We start from the raw sequence: 23,330 nt of genomic DNA, 5'->3' as shown, positions 1-23,330 counted from the left end.
TAACCCAAAAGAGTAATATCCATGAAGATTCTGAACATTCTTGTCAACCACACCGTAGAACCGTTGCGCAGCCATATTGTCCGTTACTTGCTGGATGCCGGCCACTTTGTCTACTTAATCGGTCTGAGCGACGCTGAGCGAACGCGCTGGACAGGTTCGCAGCACAACCTCTTTTGCTATTCCGACGTTGGCGATCAGCGTATCGACTATGAGCTCTGTCTCGAAGAAAGCGCCTCGGTGAGAGGCCCCATCGTCCGGTTAGCCGTTTTCGCCGATCGACAAAATGTGTTGTTCCAGATTCATGCTGAAGAAGACGGGAATATCAGGGCGTTAGCTGAGCGTGAGCTGCCGTGGCGGGAAGCCCGCCGAGCGTTGTCGCAGACGGTGTTGGGCGAGTTGTTCATCGATGGCGTGGTCATGCTCAGCCGTGAGGCGAAAGATCTGGATATTGCTCTGCCTGAAGGGCCAAACCGAGTTACGGATTGGCTGGTTGCCCAGCAGAGGGTACAGCAAGAGCAGCGAGCGCTGGAAAACGATGAACCGCGTTATGGCTGCTTCAACCTGAGGGATGAAGTGTCTGCCGTTAACGATGCTGCAGTGGTTCAACGGACCATCGATGGCGTTGCGCAGCCGCAACAGGCTTTGCTGTTGGCTTTCCAGTTGCAGTTTCTGCTCAACGCACGGCGGCCTGGGCTTTATGCTCTGCAATTGCAAGATAGGCAACGCAGCAGCAAAGTATTACGGTTACTCAACGGAACGGAAACATACGCCGAGCTCTCTCCTTGGTTAGTGCGGGTACTGCAGGGGGACCCGGCGAACCCATTCTACGAATCCCATCATGACGGCCGTTTTTTATCTGTGGTTGGTGTAGATGTCATCATGGATGAGGGGGATGTCGACGCGGCAGCGGCCCCGATCAGGATCGTATGGAACAGCACGCGCTGTACGCTCAGTTTGCAATTTTACGGCGAAAACCCCTTTTTCGACGTTGTAGCCGCAAATATCGATGAGTTTATGGCGGCGCTCGCCACATTCATGCGTAATGAAGGGGATATAGATGCGTTGACCGGCGTGTCTGAAAATAGCTACCAACGTTATTATGCGAAAATTAATGCCACGCAATGTGAATATCCGAGACAGACTATCGTCGGGATGTTTGAACAACAGGCAAGGGCGCTTAACGATCACCCTGCAGTGATAACGAAAAATGAAACGCTCAGTTATCGAATGCTGCAGCAACAGGCCAGTCGCCTGGCCGACTATCTGCAACGGCAATATGGGGTAGCGGCAGGCGACAAAATTGCCTTGATGATGCCGCGTGAGGCGGAGTTGGCAGTATGCCTGATGGCCGTGCTTAAGCTGGGATGCGCCTATATTCCGATCGACAAAAATGCGCCCGTAGTGAGGACCTATTCTATTTTGGCCGATGCCCAGCCGGCGTTAATCATCGGTGCGCATGCTCAGTCAGCTGGCAGCCTGCCGCAAGGGCTGAGTTATTTGGATTGGCGTGAATATGCCGCTTCTCCTTTCGCTGGGGCCGACGGTTGCAACGAATTCCCCTCCCAGGCTGAGGCTTCAGCATTGGCCTATATTATTTACACCTCGGGAACGACAGGTAAGCCTAAAGGGGTTGCCGTAGAACATCGCAGCTTTGTGAATATCGCCAGCGATATTTCTCGACGCATGTCTGTGACGCATCAGGATCGTTTTCTGGCGATCACGACGTTGGCATTTGATATTTCAACTCTGGAAATATTTATGCCGCTCATGTTTGGCGCCACGGTGGTATTAACCGACCAGAAGACGTTGTTGGCGAATAATGACTTGCCGCACTTTATCGCGAGTCATTCCGTGAGCCTGATGCAGGGGACGCCTTCTTTTTGGCATCAGGTCGCGCAGCAATATGCCGAGACAACGCTACCCGTTCGGGCATTGTGCGGGGGGGAAGCGGTGCCGCATGCGGTGGCGCGTTGGTTGTCAGAAAACACCGAGCGTGCGTGGAATGTGTATGGGCCAACCGAAACGACGGTTTGGTCTACCGCGGATGAACTGTTGCCTGGGGTTGATAGCGTCACCATTGGGCGCCCGCTGGCGAATACCCAGTGCTTTATCTTGGACGAACGGCGGCGTTTACTTCCTCCCGGCGTGATCGGGGAAATGTATATTTCGGGGTTGGGTGTTGCGCGCGGTTACTACGGCAATGCGCGTCAGACGCAAGCAAGCTTTTTGCCGAACATATGTTCCAGCACGCCGTCAGCCTGGTTCGGTCGCATCATGTACAAGACGGGCGATCGCGTGCGTTGTTTGCCCGACGGCAGATTTGAATACCTCAGCCGATGGGATAACCAGATAAAATTGCGGGGACATCGGATCGAACTGGGTGAAATAGAGTCGGTTTTGCGAACCTACCCAGGGATGCAGCAGGTTGTTGTAAATTTACAGCCGGCCAAGGAAGAACAACAGGCGTTCCTGGTTGCCTATTATCAGGCCAAATCGCCGGTGGCACGCCAGCAACTGCAGGATTATCTGGTGACGCTGCTTCCGGACTACATGCTCCCCAGCGCTTATATGTACCTGCCTGAGATCCCCTTGAATATGAATGGCAAAGTGGATCGTAAAGCCTTGCCGCAGGTACAAGCGCAAGATAAAGCGCATTACGTAGCGCCGGGAAACGAGTTCCAGCGATGCCTGTGCCAGCTATTCCAGGATGTATTGGGGAGCGAAAGCGGACGAATCGGCATTACCGACGACTTTTTTGCTTTGGGAGGCAACAGCCTGTCGGCCATTCGCTTGGTAAATCGCATAAACGGTACGCTTCAGTGCGATCTGAAAGTTAAAGATATTTTCGAAAGAAAAAATGTGGCCAGGTTAACGCCATTGGTGGCCGCCGGGCGCGGCAGTTTTCTTTACCAAGACTACCAGATTGCACAATGTGATGAGACCCATCTGTACCATCCTTTCCCGCTGAATAATGTTCAGCAATCTTATTATCTGGGACGAATGAAAAGTTTCGATCTCAGCGAGGTCTCTACCCATATTTATAATGAATTTGTTTTCGACCATATTGATCACGAAAAATTGGAGCGTGCCTATAATCAACTTATTGCACGCCATCCTGCGTTGCGCACCGTATTTGAAGAGGGAGAACAGCGATTTTTAAGTGCGGCAGCACATTACAAAATAGGCTACCACCCCCTGAGAAATGAAGACGAGCTATTGGCTTTGCGCGCCGAGTACTCGCACAAGGTTTACAAACCGGATTGTTATCCGCTGTTCGATATTTTCCTGAGCGAGTATCAAGGGAAATACCTTCTGCATGTCAGCTTTGATGCCATTATCATTGACATGACCAGTTTTGAAATATTATTCGGCGAGTGGATTGCGTTATATCACGACGAAAATCTGGCGCTGCCGCCGCTGGATATCAGCTACCGCGATTATCAGCTGCAGTACGAGCGCCTGCGCGGCAGCGCATTATTTGAGCGGGCGCAGCAATATTGGCTGCAGAAAATCGATGATTATACGCTGGAGGTCGGATTGCCGCTGGCCGCGCATCCCGCCAGGATCGATAAGCCGAGCTTCCGGCGTTTGTCTGCGACGATATCCATGTCGAGTTGGCAAAAGATCGTCGACAAATGCCAGCGCTTCAATATTAGTCCGACCGCTCTGATCCTTGAGCTCTACAGCAGAACGTTATGTTATTGGTCTGGTCAAGAGAGCCTTTGCCTTAATTTAACGCTGTTCAACCGTTTGCCGTTACATTCTCAGGTCGAGCAAATTATTGGCGATTTTACCGTTTTAAGCCTGTTCAATTACCAACGTCAAAATGGCGTTGCGATGAGCGAACAGCTATCGGCTATCCACCGCACCTTGCTTAATGACGTCGATAATAATTTATTTGACGGCATTGACGTACAGCGTTTATTGAAACAGCGGCGGAATCTGCCCGCCAATACGGTTATCGCGCCGGTGGTGCTGACCAGCGTGCTTGGCATGAACAATAAAGCGAGCATGTTTGAATTGCCGCTTAATGAAGGATATCGCGGCGTTCAATACGCAATCTCCCAAACGTCTCAGGTGTGGCTCGACCATAAAGCCTACGAAAACGATGAAGGGTTCGTTGCCGAGTGGGATTATGTCGAACAATTATTTGATGAGAAAACCATCAAGGCCATGCACGAAGGCTATTGTTCTCTGATTCGATGGGTGGCAGAACACGATTGGGAAACCATGTCATTCCCGCAGCCTGAACTGCCGGCGGAACATGCGGAAGCGGTCATGCGCTGGAATGCCACGCAAAGTACGGTGTCGGAGCAAACGCTGCACGGGTTGTTCCTTTCCAGTCTGGAAACGCCGCAAACGGCCGAGCGCATTGCGGTGATCGAAACCGAAGGCGAACGCCACTTTACCTACGCCAGGCTGGAACAGGACAGCAACACGCTGGGGCGTGCGCTATTGCGGCATACCAAGGGCGAAAAGGGACGTATTACCGCTATTCTGCTGGAGAAAGGGTATGCGCAGGCCGTCTCAACCCTTGGGATCATGAGAAGCGGCGGCGCTTATCTGCCGTTGCACATCGAATGGCCATGGGAGCGCATACGCGACATTCTGCAGCAAGCCCGGTGCGATATCTTGCTGCTCTCTGCTCAGCAGCGTCATGACCTGGCACATGAGCTGTCGGCGTTGCCTTCGGATATCACGATTTTGGTGTTCGACGAGATAGTGGCGCCGGCGCAGGAACGTGCGTCGACGGAGGTTGCCTGGCCGATCGTCAGGGCTGACGATCTGGCCTACATTATTTTTACCTCTGGCTCTACCGGTAAACCGAAAGGGGTAGCGATCGATCACCAGGGGGCGGTCAATACCATCCTGGCTGTTAACCAACGTTGGTCGGTCGGCCGGGAAGACCGGATACTGGCGCTGTCCGAGTTGAGCTTTGATCTGTCCGTTTACGATCTGTTTGGCTTGTTGGCCGTGGGGGGCGGTGTGGTGATCCCTTCCCAGCGAGAGACCAAAGCGCCGCAAGCTTGGGTGGCCGCGCTGCGCCGACATAACGTGACCCTCTGGAACTCGGTGCCGCAATTAGCGGGCCTGCTGGTTGACGAAGTCGAACCTGCGACGCAGGCGCTAACCCGGTTACGGCTGTTCCTGTTGAGCGGCGATTGGTTGCCGCTCAATTTGCCTCATCGCCTGAAAACCCAATCGCCAGACAGCAAGATGGTGAGCCTGGGGGGCGCGACGGAGGGCAGCATCTGGTCCATTTGGCATGAAATCGATCGGGTAGACGCGAGGTGGAAAAGCATTCCTTATGGCGTCGCCATGCCGAATCAACAGATGTGGGTGCTGGATGAGTGGGGGAGTGCTTGTCCTTTCGGCGTAACCGGAGAAATACATATCGGTGGGCTCGGCGTTGCTCAGGGATATTGGCAGGCTGAAACGCTGACTCGAGAACGCTTCATTTATCATCCAACCTATGGACGCCTGTACAAAACCGGCGATCTGGGTCGCTGGTCGGCGGAAGGCTATATCGAGTTCCTCGGCCGAAGAGATGCCCAGGTCAAGCTTAACGGTTATCGCGTGGAGCTGGAGGATATCGAGAATAACTTGAGCCAATTACCTGGGATCCGGCAGACGATCGTGCGGCTCAGCGAGGGTGACCTCATGGCTTACGTTGTTCCCGAGGCGCAACAGCCGGTGCCGCTCTATTTTGCTAACCGCGACGCATTCGTGCTTTCGCTGCCGGCGTTACGTCAAGATCTGCAACCTTCGCGAGCGATACCCTATCCGCTGGATGAAGCGGTTTACCGTGCCCGCAAGAGCACGCGCCAGTTTACCGCGGAGGCGTTATCCGCCGAAACCATCAGCAGTCTGTACGAAGCGCTGCCGGGGTGGTTGACGCAACAGATGGCGCAAGAGGGAAGCGCGCTGCCGCCTGCGTCTTTGGCCGGGCTGTTGGCCGTATGCGCCGCTTTCCGTTCGCCGCAGCGCGCGTTGCCAAAATATCGCTATCCTTCGGCCAGCAGCCTCTATGCGGTGCAAGTGTATCTCGGGCTCCCGGCGGCGATGGGAGAATATGCCGCGGGTTATTACTACTACCATCCGCTGGAACAGCATTTGTACCAGGCAGAAGCGTCGGGAGAACACACCGGGCCTTATCTGGACTTGGTGGTTCGGTGGGAAACCATCACCGCGTTATATGCCGAGCGCGCATTCGCTTTGGCGCAGATAGAAGTCGGCCACATGTTGGCCTTGCTGACTGAGCATCTCCAGTCTTTGGGCGTCGCTTATTACGTCAAGCCTGCTGACGCCGTTTCACCTGACGAGGGGGCATTAGCGTGTCGGATCCACCTCGGCGTTTGCGCCGTCACTTCACCACCGCAAGTCAGCGTCGATTTCAGCGTGATGGAAAACGAGGGGGGAACCTATGTCGCTCGCGCGTCAGGGCGACACTATTGCCTCGGTGAGACCTCCGTGCTGGCCGAATCATCAGACGTGTACGGGGTGTTGCAGTCGTCTCAGGTGTTGTTGCAGGCCCATGGCGCTAAGAACGCGTGCCATTATCAGGCCAGTGGCTGGATGATGCAGCGATTTGGCGCGCTCGCCGCCCAGCGGCGAATTGGCGGCTGCATTCTTGGCGTCACGCCGGCCGAGGACACGTTGTGCAGCATGGCGATAGGGTATGCGCGGGCCGAGGATGAACCGGTCTTTGACGTTCCTGCGCTCACTGTCTCGATGACCCAGGCGATCAGACGGCATTTGGCGCGTCGTTTGCCGGACTATATGTTGCCGCAGCACGTTACTTTGATCCCGGAAATCCCCTTGTCTAACAACGGTAAGGTCGATACATCACGCTTGCCGAAAGTCGTCAAGCACAGCGAATGTCTGGCTCCGCGCAGCGATGATGAGATACGGATGCGCCGACTTTGGGCGGAGCTTCTGGACAAGCGTGAAGAGCGAATCGGTTGTGACCAAAGCTTCTTCACTCAAGGGGGGAATTCGCTTCTGGCTATGCGACTGGTACGCAAGATCAACCTCGCGACGGGAACCGAGATGCGTCTGGAAGACCTCTACAACAACAATACGATTCAGGAAATGGCGGCGTGGGTCGCCGGGCAACCTTGTGGCAACGGCAGAGAAGAAGGGGCGCTGTAATGATGTTGACGGATTTATTGAACAACCTGAAAAAAAATAACATTTTATTGTGGGCTAAAGCGGACGATCGGTTGGGTTTTTCTGTCGACAAGGATATCGGCTTTGATGCCGATCTGAAGGCTGAAGTGGCGGCACGCAAAGACGAATTGTTGACGCTGTTACAGGACAATGGCGTGACCAGCGAACAACTCGCGAAGGAAACGTCTTTTCTGAGGCTACCGCCAAGTAGCTGGCCACTTGCGCTGGACTCAATTCAGCAAGGCATGTATCTGCAAAGCGACATCGACGGCTTGCCGTATACCTATACGGTACCTTTGTTCATTGGATTGCCGCAGGTGGATATCGCGCGGTTGCGAAACGCGCTGCAAACCTTTTTACGGCATCAGCCCCTGTTGCGTCAGTCGATTGATAGCGATATGAAGCGCGTTTTTCTGGCGCCTGAGCAGTTTGCACTGGAAGTAGAAAGGATTTCCTGGTCCGAGCTGGAAAGTAAGAAACGGGCGTTGGCACAACAAACCTTCCCTATGCCGGAAGGGCAGTTTGCGCGCTTTGTGCTGCTGGTGCGGGCTGAGACGCAAGAGGCCGTTTTGGCGTGCGTTCACCATCATATGCTGTCTGATGCCCCTTCCGTCCAGCATTTTGCTCATCAACTGTTGAGTGCGTACGCCACACCGTCTGTATCGGCGCAGCCTGAAGCGGGGTACCTGGATTACTCCGCATATCAACAGTGGCGGGTGCGGCAAGATGATGTTCAGGCGTTCAGAACATCGTTGGCCGCCCGTTTGAATCAGGCGGAACCGCCGGCATTGCGACAGCGCCATCTCTCTGGCGTGGAGAATCGTGCCTTTGCCGTGCAGGCAGGATTGACGTCGGAGGTTGTCGAGCGTTTGACGCAGGCATGCGGCGAACGGGGACTGACGCTCTATTCTCTGTTGTTTACGACGTTCGCCCATGTATTACGGACCTTTAGCGGCCAGGACAGCGATTTCCCTATTGGACTGACAGTGATGAATCGCCCCGAGGCGTTCAGCCGCGCCATTGGGCCGTTTATCAGCACCCTGCCGGTCATCGCCGCATTGCGCGCAGACCAAAGCGTGTTGAGCAATGTCAAAAGCATTCAGCACGATATTTTGCAGTTGCAGGAACATCCGTGGGTGAACATTGGGCACTTGGCGCCGGAGATCGACGGTGGCGCGGTGCGCATCAATGAACTGGTTCAGCTGCTATTTACCTTCCATAACTTTGAAAACGGCGATATCGCCGTCCCCGGCGTGGAATATCGTCTGGAGCCTTATCCCGATCTGGCGGAAAAGTTTGGCATGTCCTTATTTGCCGCTCAACGAGACGGTCAAATCGATTTCACGTTAACCGCGGCGGAGAATCGTTACGAAGAGGACTACGTTCGCAATATTCTCGAGGCGTTAGTTTATGCGCTGGGCCAGTTTGATCGGCAATCCTGGGAGACGCCGCTCGAACAAATCGATTTAATCACGCCAGCCCAGCGTCGGCAGGTGCTGTCTGAATGGAATGACACGCGCTGCGATTATTCAGAAGATGAGCATATCGCGTCTTTATTGGAAGCGCAGGTAGCGCTGACGCCGGACAATATCGCCTGTGCGGATCGGCATCGGCAATTGACGTATCGCCAGTTGAATCTACAAGCCAATCAGTTGGCGGCCGCCTTATCGTCACGTGGGGTGGGGCATGGCGCCTGCGTTGCGCTGTGTCTGGATCGCAGCGTCGAGCTGTTGGTCGGTATTTGGGCGATCCTGAAATTGGGGGCCGCCTATTTGCCTGTCGACCCGGCATTCCCCGACGATCGTCTCGATTACATTCTACAGGATAGCCGGGCCGACGTAATTATCTGCCATCAGGCCTACCGACACCGGGTGGCGGCGCCAGGGCGGCGGCTGGTGGTGTTGGATGATGAATCGCTGCGCCACGAGCTTGAGTTGTTGAGCGATGAAAACATGGCGCGTCAGATATCACCGAACGATCTGGCCTATGTCATCTATACCTCCGGGACCACAGGGCAGCCCAAGGGCGTGATGTGCACGCACCGCGGTTTGATCAACCGTATCCAATGGATGAATAAATCCTATCCGCTGACGGCAGCCGATCGGGTGTTACAAAAAACGCCGTACATTTTTGACGTCTCCGTATGGGAACTGATTTGGGCCTCTCTTTACGGCGCCAACATCGTTTTTGCCGATCCGGATGGCCACAAGGACGCGGATTATCTGATTGAGCTGATCGAGCGCGAAACCATCACCGTACTGCATTTTGTGCCATCCATGCTGGCGGCTTTTACCGAGACATTACAGGGCATTCAACGCGATCGAAACGTCAGCTTGCCGAGCTTGCGCTACGTGTTCTGCAGCGGTGAAGAGCTCAAACTGACCCAGGTCAAAGGGATTAAGCAGTGTTTGCCTCATATCGCCCTGCACAATCTTTATGGGCCAACCGAAGCCTCCATCGATGTGCTGTATTTCGACTGTAACGATCCGGATATAGATAACGTCCTGATCGGGCGGCCGATTGATAACATGAAAGTGTTGGTCCTGGACAAAGGGCAGCGGCTTTTGCCGCCCGGTGCGGTGGGTGAACTCTACCTTTCCGGCGTCGGACTGGCGCGCGGCTATCTGAATAAAGCGGCGCTGACGGCGGAGAAATTCATCGTCAATCCGTATTGCACCGAATGGGATGAGCGGGCGGATGACTATGCCTGTTTGTATAAAACCGGTGATTTGGTGTATCAGCGGAATGATGGGCAAATCGTTTATGTTGGCCGCAATGATTTTCAGGTGAAAATACGCGGATATCGCATTGAGTTGGGTGAAATCGCCCAGCGTCTCGAAGCGTTTGACTTGGTGCGCCAGGCGGTAGCGCTGGTTTATCAACAGCCCCATCCCCGCCTCGTGGCCTATTACACGGCGCAGGCACCGTTGCCGGAGGCGACGCTACAACACTTTCTTGCCGCCGCCTTGCCCGAGTACATGGTGCCGGAGACCTTTATCTGGTTGAAAGAATGGCCCGTCACGGTGAATGGCAAACTGGATCGGCGTGCGCTTCCTGAACCGTCTCTGCCGGTCGTACAGGAACGTGTCGCACCGCAGTCGGAGAGGGAAGCGCAGATCGCCGCCATTGTTGCGGAAATGATGGGGATCGATGAAGCGCATTTCAGCTGTGAGGCTAACCTGTATCAGTTGGGGCTGGACAGCATCATGGCGATCAAGCTGGTGAGCAAATTGCGCCAGGCGATGGGCGTATCGATCCGGGTGAAAGACGTGTTCGCCAGCAAAACCGTGCATGCACTCCATTTACGTCTCGCTCAGCATCAGCAGCAGGTGATGATTGAAGGCAAACGGGAGCAGGGCGTATTGGTTGGCGAGCTGCCGCTGCTGCCTGTCCAACGCTGGTTCTTTGACTGCGCATTCCCTTATCCGAGTTATTGGAACCAGGCGTTTCTGCTGGATGTGCCGGCGCTGGACGTCGAACGCCTGCGCGAAGCGCTGCACGCATTGATTCAACATCACGATGCGCTACGCCTGACGTTTACGTCTGAGGATTCGTCGCATTGGCGCCAAGGCTATCAACCGATGACGGACGCCATCGAACTGCGGTGTCATCATGTCGAACGCTCGGCACCGCAATGGCAAGAGGCCCTGTCCGCCGTGCTGACCGAATGGCAAAGCGATATCGATCTGGCCGACGGGCCGCTTTATCGTTTTGGTTATGTCACGGGGTTCGACGAGGGGCGAGCCCGTATTTTCTGCGCTTGCCACCATTTGGTGCTCGATAGCGTCAGCTGGGGCATTCTGGCCCGCGATCTGGCGAACGCCTACCACGGTGAAAGCCTTGGAGATAAGGGAACGAGTTATCGTCAGTGGACTGAGCACTTCGAGCAATATTGTGCCAATCACGCGGAAGAGGCGTCTTACTGGCGGGCCAGGATGGCGGACTACCGCCCCGTTGCGTTGCCGGCTGCGCGCGGCGCTACGATGGCATGCAGCCGCCTCGCGTTATCAATAAAAGTGACGCAGGCGCTGCAAACCGAGGGTTTACGTGCCTTCAATGCGAAAGTCGACGAATGTTTGCTGGCGTGTGCAGACGGCATGCTCGCTCACTGGTTTAACGGAGAGCTGACCCATGTCACCGTTGAAGGGCACGGACGCGAAGAGATTGATGCCGCTCTGGACGTTCATCGTTGCGTCGGGTGGTTCACGTCACTTTATCCCTGTGCGCTCTCATCCTCTCCCGATCCGGCAATGCGTTTGCAGGCGGCCAAAGCGCAACTGCGCGGCGTGCCTCATCAGGGCGTAGGATTTGGCGCGTTTGCCCGTGAGCTAGGGTTGCCGCTGCCCAATGTTTGTTTCAACTACCTGGGACAGCTGACTTCGCCGGATGAAAAGGATTGGGCGCTGGTCATGTCGCCGGTCGGTGAGACGCGCCATCCTGACAACGGCTTGCCTTTCGGTATTACGCTCTTTAGCTACATAGAGCAAGGTCGGTTGCAGCTCGAAGTCGTCAGCGGTCTGTCCGGTGAGCAAAATCAACAGTTGCTGGAGGCCTGGGAGGCGGCTATAGACACGCTGATAGCGTGCTGTGAACGGCAGGGAAGAACCCAATACGGCCTTGGCGATTTCATCAATGTTGCGGATGAACGCGACTTACAGCATTTACCTCTGCAGGGCGGTGCCGAAAACGGCGACTGCTTTGCCATGACCGAGATTCAGAAAGCCTATCTGGTTGGGCGCTTTGAAAACTATGAGATCGGCAACGTCGCCAACCACATCTACAACGAGTTCGTGTATCCGCGCCTTGATGACGAACGTCTGGAGCTGGCGATTAACCGATTGATCGCCCTCTGTCCGGTGCTGCGCACCGTGTATGACGCGGAAAGCATGACTCAGCGCTTCATTTCGGTGTCGCAGGCCGGCCATTATGCCTTGGCGGTGAATGACCTGCGCCTCGACGATGAGGCTACCGCGCTGGCGCGCGTGCGCAAGCGTCTGTCCCATCAGGTCTATCAGGTCGACCGTTTCCCGTTGTTCACTTTTGAAATCAGCCGGCTGCGCGATCGCGACGTGCTGCATATCAGTCTCGATCTGATTTTGCTGGATGTGCAAAGCCGTCTGGCGCTGTATCAACTGCTTAATGCGCTGTATCGGGGAAATGTCTTGCCGCCGCTGGCAACCGTGAACTTCAAAGACTACCAGGAGCATCTGGCCCATCTGAAGGCTTCCCGTTGGTATCAACGAGATTGCGCTTATTGGCAGGACAAGCTGGCCGATATGCCGCTGCGGCCAAACTTACCGCTCAAGGTGCCGTCGGCCACGGTTGAACACCCGCGCTTTGCAGAGCATACGCTATATATAGACAAACAAATTTGGCAGGATTTCAAACGGCAAGCGCAACATTATCAGGTCTCATACTCGTCGGTATTGCTGAGCCTCTATGGCTACCTCATCGCGCGATATTCCGGCAACAGCGAGTTTCTCATTACCATGACGCTGTTCAACCGCTACGCGGTTTGCGAGGACGTAAACGACATTTTGGGTGATTTTACCTCGACCAACCTGTTCCACTTTCGCGATGCCGGCGAGGATCTGTTCACCACCATCGAGACGACGCATAAGCGCATGTGGGACGACATTCAGCATGCGTTGTACAGCGGGTTGGATGTGCAGCGCGATCTGGTGAAACTGCACGGCCTGGATCGCCATTCGGCGGTGTCGCCGTTGGTCTTCACTGGCGTCGTAGGGCAACAAACCGGCGATTGGGATAAACAGGCGTATCTGGAAGACAGCGAGGCGCGCGAGCAGCGATATTGGTGTGCGCAAACCTCTCAGGCTTGGATCGACCTGCAGGCTATTGAAGTCGATGGCCGCTTTATGAGCAAGTGGCTTTATGTCGAACAGCTGTTTGATGAAGAAACCATTGCGCATCTGAATCGCGCCTATTGCCGTCTGATCTCGCTATTAGCGCAGCAGCCTTGGGAAACGCCGGTGGGATGCGAAAACTATTTGCCTGAAGCGCAAAGAGAAATGATGCAGCGGGCAAATGCCGTCACTCAGCCTCTCAGTGAAGAAACCCTGTTCAGCGCGTTCGATCTGTTGGCGACGCAAGCACGGCATCGAGAAACGATCGCGGTGTATGACGGGGAAGCGGCGATCGGCATGACCTATGGCCAATTGAAACAAGACAGCGATGCGTTGGCGCAGCAGGGGATGGGCTCATCTGCGCCGCTGATTGCCGTATTGGCGGAAAAAAGCTACGCCCAGGTCTGTGCCTGTCTGGCGATCATGAAGGCCGGCAAGGGCTATCTACCGTTGCATGTGGAGTGGCCGGCGGGGCGCATCGCCGATATTTTACAACAGGCCGGTGTAGAACAGCTCTGGCTGACCCGGGCACAGTCGGCGCGTGTGGATATCCGGACACTGAGCGAAGCGGGTTATCAACTGCTGGTCATCGAGGATATGCTGGATGAGGCGACCGCTTTGCCACCGTGTTTCGGCTTGCCGCACGTCAGCGCCGCCGATGTGGCCTATGTCATTTTCACTTCCGGTTCCACCGGGCGGCCAAAAGGGGTCACCATCGATCACCGTGGCGCAGTGAATACGCTGCAAGCGGTAAATCGACGCCTCTCGCTGACCGCTGAAGATGCCTTGTTCGCGCTGTCTGAATTGAGCTTCGATCTCTCCGTCTATGACATCTTCGGCGCGCTTAGCGTCGGTGCGGAGATCGTCTTACCGGCTCAAGAGAGCGTAAAAGATCCGGAGCGGTGGTTGCCGCTGCTTGCTGAGCGTGAAGTCACCGTCTGGAACAGCGTTCCACAGCTTGCCGGGCTGCTGGCCGATGCCGTGGCACGGCAGGGATGCTCACTGCCAAGGCTGCGCGCATTTTTAATGAGCGGTGATTGGATCCCGCTGAATCTGCCGGAGACGTTGCGCACACTTTGGCCGCACGCTGACTGCATCAGTCTGGGCGGGGCGACTGAGGGCAGCATTTGGTCCGTTTGGTACCCGATAGAGGCGATCGATCCGGCCTGGCGCTCCATCCCTTATGGCACCGCGATGCCTCATCAGGCGCTTTATGTTTTGGATCCGCAGGGACAGATGTGTCCGGTTGGCGTGACCGGTGAGCTCTATCTTGGCGGGATGGGGGTGGCATTAAATTATTGGCGAAATCCACAGCTCACGGCGGAGCGTTTCATTTCGCACCCTCGTCACGGACGCCTCTACAAGACGGGCGATTTAGGGCGCTGGCATGCGGCAGGTTATGTCGAATTCCTGGGGCGCAACGACTTCCAGGTCAAGCTGCGCGGGCATCGAATTGAGCTCGGGGAGATTGAAAGCCGGCTTCTGCAATGCGGCGGGATCCACCAGGCCGTGGCGCTGGTGATGGCGCAGCCGGCACCGATGCTGGTGGCTTATTACGTCGGCGAAGCGAACGCTGACGAGAAAATGCTCCGTTCGCGACTGGCTGAACAATTGCCGGAGTATATGGTACCGGCGCATCTTATCGCTTTGGATGCCTTGCCGCTGACGGCGAATGGCAAACTGGATCGCAACGCCTTGCCGCTACCCGCAGCCGAAGAGCAGGCGACTTATTGCCCGCCGCGTGACGACCGTGAACATCAACTGTGTCGGCTGTGGGGCGAGATCCTGCACGTGCCGGCGGATGAACTCAGTACCCAGGCGGATTTGTTCCAGTTGGGTATCGACAGTATCGCCAGTATCCAAATGGCGGGGCGGTTAAGGCGCGAATTGCAGCTGGATGTCACGCTGAAAGAGTTGCTGACGTATCGCACCATCGCATCGTTCTACGACACTCTGCTCGGCCGTCAAACCGTTGGCGGCATCCAGACCGTGCAGCGCGAAACGGGGGCCTTGAGCGGCGCAGTTCCGCTGCTGCCCATCCAGCAATGGTTCCTGGCACATGATCTGCCGCATCCGCAGCAGTGGAACCAGTACGGGCTGTTGGTGGCGCCTGGCATGACAATGGCCCGTCTGCAATGCCTGTTGCCGCGCCTCGTGGCGCAGCACGACGCGTTCAATCTGCGCTTCGAAAAAGATACCCAGGGAGAATGGCGCCAATGCTACCAGCCGCAGGCTGCGCTGCCGCCATGCCACGCTTTGGACATTCGCGCATTGTCGCTGCCGGAAGACCACCCGGATTTTGACGCCGCGCTGTTGCAGCGTTTTGCCGACTGGCAGCAGGCGTTCGATCTGCAGAGCGGGCCTTTGGCCGCGTTCGCCGTTCTTGAAGGGTACGCGGACGGCAAGGCCAGGGTGTTCGTCGCTTGCCATCACCTGATTGTCGATGCGGTCAGCCTGCAGGTGATCGTCGACGATTTACGACGCCTGAGCCAAGAGGAAACGCTGCCGGAGAAGGCCAGCAGCTATCGCCAATGGGTGAACCATCTGCGGCAACGTGCGCAAATTACCTCTCATGAACGTGAAGAGTGGCTGGGGCAATTGCCGGGCAGCGAAGTTCATGCGTTGCAAGCGCTGGGCGGAACCGCGACGACGCGTCATGCCCTTGCGTGGGGAGAAGGGCCATCCTGTCGCTTGATGCAGCACCTCGCCATGTTCGGCATGCAGCCGCAGGACATGGTGGCCTGGGCGGTTGGCCGCGTTTTGTATGATTTGACCGGACAAACCGCCTTTAGCCTATGGTTTGAGGGGCACGGTCGGCAAGCGGATGAGCGAACGCTGGATATCTCCAGGACGATGGGCTGGTTCACCAGTCGTTATCCCGTGCGTTTTAGCTATCAACGCGATGCCAGGGAGCATTTGCTCGCGGTGAAAAATAATCTGAGACGTTGGTCGCAGCGGGCGGAAAACTTCGGTGTCCTGTGTGGTTTGCCCGTGGTGAAAGAGGACGGCATCAGCATCAACTACCTGGGCAAGATGGAGGCGGCGGGAGACTGGGCGCTGGATCACCACTTTGTGGGGCTGCATCGCCATGCCTCCCAGGAAGGGACGCATCTGATCGATATCGTCGTGTTGAACGTTGGCGATCGTCTTGAATTGCGGGTCGAAAGCCGGCTGCGGGAGCATGACGCGGCCTGGTTGACGCAGCGGCTTATTCGAGAGTTGGAAGATGGCCTGGTATCAATGAATTGGCCATCCTGGCGTTGGTTAACCGAATCGGATGTCGATTTCGCCCTCCCGCAACCCCATCTGGATCGGCTGCAACATGCGCAGGCGGTTGATGCGGTCTTCATGGCCAATAGTCTGCAGCAAGGGATGTTGCACCATTCGCTGGCCTTTGGCGACGCCGATCGGGTGTATCGCGTGGCTACGCGCTGGGATTATCACTGTGCGATCGAGCCCGAGACGTTCAAGCGGGCGTGGCAATGGGTGCAACAGCAGTTCTCCTGCCTGCGGTTGCGGTTCGATTGGCGCGGTGAAATCGTGCAGGTCGTGGATCATGAAGGGCGCTTCCCTTGGCACGTCCATGACATCAGCCATCTGTCGCCTGAAGAGCGGGAACACGCCTTGCACAGGCTGCAGGAAAGTGAGCAGCAGGCCAGCTTCGATCTCCAACAAAGCGGACTGTACCGTGTCTGCCTGGTCAAACTGGCGGATGATCACTTCGCTTGCCTGTTCTGTGTACATCACGCCATCCTCGATGGTTGGAGCAGTCCGCTGCTGGTGGGGGCGCTGCATGACGCTTACCTGGCGTTTTCTCACGGACGTGAGCCGGCGGACAGACCGGATCTCTTTGCTTCAGTGCAGCGCTACATTCAACGGCATCGCGATAGGGACACGGATTTCTGGCGCGACTACCTGAGCTCGGTCGACACCTCGCCGGATCTGAGCGGATGGCGCCGTCCGGATGCGGAGTCATCGGCGTTAGCAGCCATTAAGAGCGTCTCTGCTGCAGGGATTTGCCGCTGTGAACTGAGCGCCGAAGAGCGCCGGTGCGCGCTCGAAGCTGCCCAGCGCCAAGGCATGACCCTGAACGCCTTGCTGCAATACGCCTGGCACAAGGTGCTCGCACTCTACTCCGGTGCTGCCGTGACCGTGGTGGGCACCGTGGTGGCGGGAAGGATGCTGCCGTTGAATGGTATCGAAAACACGCTGGGCATGTTCCTCAATACGCTACCGTTGAAGGTGGAGCATCAAAGCGATGTGCCTCTGATTCAGCAGGCACATCGGTTGCAGCAAGATATTAATGAAGCCAATACCCGATGCCTGGTCGATCTGGCTCATCTGCAGCCTGCGGGCCAGCGCCTGTTTGACTCGTTGTTCATTTATGAAAATTACCCGCAGCCTGATGAAGACCGCCACCGCGAACTGCGTCATCAATTCGTCGGTCGCAATGAGCAGAGGGATTATCCATTGGTCGTCAGCGTGGAGGAGGAGCCGGACGTTCTGCTGATTAAGCTGGAATATGCGGCAGAGTACTTTGATGCGGCGATGATGCGGCAAGCGATGGCACTGTTAAAGGACATCGTCGGCCACATGGCGAAAGACGCGAGTACGGAGACGGTGGCGATAGCTCCGGTTTATTGTGAGCCGGAGCAACCTTTGATGCTTCCTGCGCCGGGGAATGCCGCTACCTTATCGCAGGTGTTGGCGCACTATGCATGCAGCCGGTCAGACGCTTCGGCGCTGAGTGACGGCGAGCGCAGCTGGAGCTACGCCCAGCTTGACGCAGAAGTGACGCAACTCGCCAATCTCATCGCCGGCCGCCTTGAGAAGACGCCGCACGCGCCTATTGCCTTGCGACTGCACAGCAAAGTCTTGACGGTCATGGCCTTGTTGGCGATAGGACGACTGGGCGCAGCTTATGTGCCGCTGGACAAAGACTATCCGCAGGAGCGTATCGATTTCATTCTGCGTGACAGCCAGGCTATCGCCGTATTGACGATGTCTGGGGATGAAGGGGCCGAGTACGGTATTCCGTCTATTCCCTTGTTCGGCACCGCGGGAGAAGCGCTGTGGCGCAAACAGGCCACGATGCCGACGTTCACACCTGCGGCGGAGAAGACCGCCTACATACTTTACACGTCCGGCACGACGGGTAAACCCAAAGGGGTTAGCGTGGGGCATGGGGCGCTGCTCGCCACATTGCGAGGTTTCTGGCAGCAGTACTTCCAGGGCAGGGAAGCGCTGAAAACGTACAGCATGACCAACCCCGTTTTCGACATTTTCGGTCTTGAATACGGTTTGCCGTTATTGAGCGGCGGCTGCGTTACCTTGGGAACTCACCATGTCACTGGGCTGGATTGCCGTAAGTTCGATTTCATCCAGTCAACGCCCAGCATGCTGGAAATTGTCCTACCGGTATTGCAGGGGGACGAGGAATGTTTACTTCTGGTCGGCGGTGAAAAGCTTGAGCCGCATTTGGCGCAGAAGGCCCTGGCTGTTTTCACGGGGCTCGTCAATGTCTACGGTCCGACGGAAACCTGCATTTGGTCAACCGGTAAACATTATCGGCGTGCCGCGACGGATCGTGTTTTAACGATAGGCCGCCCTTTACCGGGAGAACGTTGTCTGGTGTTGGACCCGGCCGGCAGACCTTTGCCTGTCGGGGCCATCGGCGAGCTCTATATCGGGGGCAGCGGCGTGGCCGAGGGTTATCACAACCAGCCTGAGCTGACCGCCTCACGCTTTGTCTCACTGTCGTTTGCTGAGGGGATATGGTATCGCAGCGGCGATCGCGCGCGCATTTTGCCAAATCGTGAAATAGCATTCCTTGGGCGGCAGGATCAGCAAGTCAAGTTGCACGGCCATCGTATTGAGAAGGGCGAGATTGAGCAGGTTATATTGCAGCACGAGTCGATCTTGCAGGTTACCGTGCAAATATGCCAAGTGGCGGGGGATGGGAACGTCGGTCAGGCGTTGGTTGCCTATTATGTGGCGCAGGGCGAAATTAACGCCGGGCAGTTGAATGAACACGTCGGTCGGCAACTGCCGGGGTATATGGTGCCTGCCTATTGGATTGCGTTGTCTGCTTTGCCGCTGAACGCTAACGGCAAACTGGATGTGCGTGCGTTGCCGTCGGTTGACGCCGGTGAGGCATCTCCAGCGGCGCAGAGCGAAATCGCTACGCCGCTGGTGAAGCAGTTGCAGGTTATCTGGCAAGAATTGCTCGGTTGCGAGGCGGTGGGCGTCAATACCTCGTTCTTTGAACTGGGTGGGAACTCCATCATGTTGACCCGGCTCTATGGCATGTTACCCGACCAGGTTCAGCAAAAAATCGGTCTGATAGATCTCTTCCGTCTGCCGACCATTGCCCGCATTGCCGCGCATATCGAAGGTCGCCAACATGAAGCGGCGCCGGCACCGACGACTGGACCGATCAATGCCCGGGACGATATCGCCATTGTGGGGATGGCGGGCCGTTTCCCAGGCGCGCAAACGCTGGCGGCATTCTGGCAACGGTTATGCGATGGCGAGGCGTTTATTACGCATTACTCGCGCGAGGCGCTGGCGGCATCGGTTGACTCCGCACTGCTGGATCATCCGCATTATGTTCGCGCCCAGGGGATGCTCGACGATATCGATCGCTTTGACGCCGATTTCTTCGGCTGTACGGCTCAGGAAGCGCGTCTGATGGATCCGCAGCAGCGAATTTTCCTGGAATGCGCCTGGCATGCTTTGGAAGATGCGAACTGCGATCCGCAGCGCTTTGCCGGTGATATCGGCGTCTATGCGGCCATCGGCAACAGCAACTACGAAAGAGACGTTGTTCTACCGAACATGCCTCAGGCTGATTTGATCGATCATTACCAGTTGATGATTCATAACCAATCCCACTTCCTGGCGACAAAAACGGCGTACAAGTTGAATTTGACCGGGCCGGCGATGACGATCCAAACGGCTTGTTCATCCTCGCTGGTCGCTGTTCATCAGGCTTGTCGCGCCTTGCAGGCGGGCGACTGTCAGGTCGCATTGGCAGGCGGCATCTCCATTGGTCAATTAGCGCGCGGTGGTTACCTGTACCAGCCAGGGATGATCTTCTCACCTGATGGTCACTGCCGTCCGTTTGATGCGCAAGCGGCGGGAACCATTGAAGGACAAGGGGTAGGTATTGTCGTGCTGAAACCTTTGGCGCAAGCGCTGGCGGACGGTGATGCTGTGTATGCCGTTGTGAAAGGGTCGGCCGTAAATAATGACGGGCGGGATAAAATGGGATTCACTGCGCCAAGCGAGAGCCGTCAACAGGCGGTGATTGCCAAGGCATTGGCCGATGCCGATGTCACGCCGGCGGACATTTCCTATGTCGAAGCGCACGGCACCGGCACGCCATTGGGCGACCCTATTGAAATTGCCGGGTTGAAAGCGGCCTTCGCCGGACAACAGGCGGAACACGCCTGCGCAATCGGCTCGGTGAAAAGTAACCTGGGGCATTTGGATGTCGCGGCAGGCATCGCCGGCTTGATTAAAACGGCGTTGTGCCTGCAGCATCGCACGTTAGTTCCCACGCTACATATGCAGCGTGAGAATCCGGCATTAAAACTGGCTGAAGGGCCGTTTTATGTGAATGTTGAAACCCGCAACTGGGAAAGCGCCACAGGGCTCCGCACCGCCGGCGTCAGCGCTTTCGGCATTGGCGGCACCAACGCGCACGTTATCCTTCAGCAGGCGCCGAACACGCCGACAACCGCACCTCAGTCCGCTCAGCGCAATATGCTGTGCGTTTCTGCGGCGGATGACGCAGCTCTCGAACGGATGAGTGAGGCTTTGGCCGATCATTTGGCAACGCATCCTGAGCATTCGATGGAGGCGGTTGGCTATGCCCTGATGGCGCAGCGACACCGCTATGCATGCCAACGGTGGGTATCCGGAGATTCACGGGAAGCGGTCGTCGCGCGGTTGCGCGAGAAGGGCGAAACGATGGCCCGACCTGCGTTCGAGGCGCAGGTGGCCTTTATGTTCCCGGGCCAGGGCGCACAATTCGTCGGCATGACACAGGCGTTATATGACGCCGAACCGCAATTCCAAGTGGAGGTCGATCGTTGCCTCGCATTGCTCGAGCCGATGATGGGCGGTGAAATAACGCGGGAAGACGTATTGGCGAACGGGGAAAGCGTACACCACACCGCAATCACTCAAGTGGCGCTGTTTGTGTATGAATATGCGTTGGCGCAGTGGTATCGCTTCCTCGGTGTTGAGCCGACGGTGATGATTGGTCATAGCCTGGGCGAATATGTTGCCGCATGTATCGCCGGCGTATTTTCACTGGAGGATGCGCTCAAGTTGATGCTCAAACGCGGTGCGCTATTGGCGCACACCGCACCGGGGGCGATGCTGGCTATCAAACAGTCGGCGGAGGGCGTAAGCGAACAGGCTGCCGCGTTGGGCGTCGATATCGCCGTCGTTAATGATTCGGGAAGCTGTGTCATTTCCGGCGCGGCGTCGGCAATCGCCTCTTTGCAGGCGAGCTTGATCGCCCAAGGGGTATCTTGCCATCCGGTTAAGGTTTCGCACGCGTTCCATTCGCGTTTATTGGAGCCTGTGTTGGCAGAGTTTAAGGCCGCACTGCAAGAAATTGCCTTCAACGAGCCGCAGTTACCGTTTATCTCCAATTTGACCGGCCAGTGGGCAACGGCGGAACAGGTTTGTCAGCCTGAATATTGGGTGCAGCACCTGCGGCATACGGTGCAATATGACGCCGGCCTGCGTACCTTGCTTGAACGCCGTGCCGATGACAACTGGGTATTGCTGGAAGTAGGGCCGCGTCAAATTCTGAGTACGCTGGCGTCGCGCCATCCGGCATTGGGGAATGCGGCCGTTGTCGTTTCTTCACCGCGCAACGCTACGGATGAGCGGCAGGCTGCGCAGATGCTGTGGCGTTCCGTTGGCGTGCTGCATATGTCAGGTGTGGAAATCAACCAGGAGCGTTTCTGGCGGTGTACGGGGCAAGCGTCTTTGCGTCTACCGGCATATCCTTTCGCGCCTCAGCGGCATTGGTTCGGTGTGATGAATTCACCCGCTCATTCGCGGCCGGCCCCGGTTCCGGCGGAGGCAGCCGTGCACCAAGGGGATATGCAACAACGGGTGGCAATGTTGTTCAACGAGGTTCTGGGGTGTGAGTCGGTCGATCCACAGCGCGGGTTCTTCGAACTGGGCGGCGACTCGCTGAGCGCATTGCAACTGATTGGCCGCCTGCAAAAAATGACCGGTATACGTCTTGAGCTTATGGCCATGGAACAGCCGAGCGTCGTGCAAATAGCGCAATCGCTGGAGGCTCATGCGACAGCGAAGCCTCAGGGCGAAAGCGGTTTGGTGAAGCTGCGCGACGGTGAGGATGAGGGGATGATGCCACTTGTGTTGATCCACCCCATCGGCGGCGACATCTATTTCTACCGGGAGTTGGCTCAATGCTTGGGAAGCAGCAGAACGATTTATGCCATACGTTCACCTCTGCTGAATGGCTCGGGCGCCTTCGAGAGCATCGAACAATTGGCGGGAGAGTATCTGGCTTTGCTGGAGCCGCATCTTGAGCGAGGCGAATGTTGCCTGGCCGGTTCTTCGTTCGGCGGTATTATCGCGTTTGAAATGGCGCGGCAGTACCAAGAGGGAAAACATGTGTCTCTGCCGGTAGTGATGATTGATTCCCCAGGACAGGGAAATCTGCCTGCGGCCATGACGGATGAACAGATTTTGGACTACCTGCTTTCATTTGGCCTGGTGTCACTGGACATTGATTGGGATGCCTGGAAGGCGATGACCCAAATGGCGGATAAAATCCATTATTTATCTGAGATCACCAAAGGAACTGCGGCCGAAACGCTCTTTTCCTCGGCGTTCTTACCTCGTTACTTGAGCACCTGGCAACGGCATAACGTGATGATGCAGCGTTACCACCCGCATGCGTTGATGAGTGATGTGCTGTTTTTCTCTCACCGTGAGGTGATTGCAGATTTTCCTGAAAATCAAAGCAAGTTCTGGCATCCCTGGGTGTTGGGCCGCTTCGAGGTGCAGGAGATTCCGGGGAACCACCTGACGATGAACGCGGGAGAAGGCGCGGCAATGATGGCGGAAAAAATGACTTCGTGGTTAGGGCATTGGACGCTGGCTTGATGGCGCAGCGTGTTCGCTATACCTGAGGGGAAATCAGCGGGATAAACTATCCCGCTGATCCCGCTACGGTATTGATTTTGATTACGCCGCTCCCGTTCTCCGCGGTGGCGGATAGCGTCATATTCTTGCAAA

The 23,330-nt window shown here is 56.4% G+C and carries 2 protein-coding genes; both read left to right on the top strand.

The window, feature by feature from the left end:
* Positions 1–21: 21 nt before the first annotated feature.
* Positions 22–7,152, top strand: a complete 7,131-nt coding sequence (locus ACSJLU_RS15030) for an amino acid adenylation domain-containing protein (protein WP_439041000.1) — start codon at positions 22–24, stop codon at positions 7,150–7,152.
* Complete coding sequence (locus tag ACSJLU_RS15025) at positions 7,152–23,198, top strand: amino acid adenylation domain-containing protein (protein ID WP_380824856.1); 16,047 nt, start codon at positions 7,152–7,154, stop codon at positions 23,196–23,198. Before ACSJLU_RS15030 ends, ACSJLU_RS15025 begins: the two co-directional genes overlap by 1 nt.
* Positions 23,199–23,330 lie beyond the last annotated feature (132 nt).

Source organism: Serratia bockelmannii, assembly GCF_051803255.1.
Lineage (GTDB): Bacteria > Pseudomonadota > Gammaproteobacteria > Enterobacterales > Enterobacteriaceae > Serratia > Serratia bockelmannii.
This window is presented reverse-complemented; position numbering and strand designations above follow the sequence as displayed.

Coding starts and splice junctions, on each gene's coding strand:
- ACSJLU_RS15025 (WP_380824856.1), top strand. CDS start 7,152: ATGATGTTGACGGATTTATTGAACAACCTGAAAAAAAATAACATTTTA.
- ACSJLU_RS15030 (WP_439041000.1), top strand. CDS start 22: ATGAAGATTCTGAACATTCTTGTCAACCACACCGTAGAACCGTTGCGC.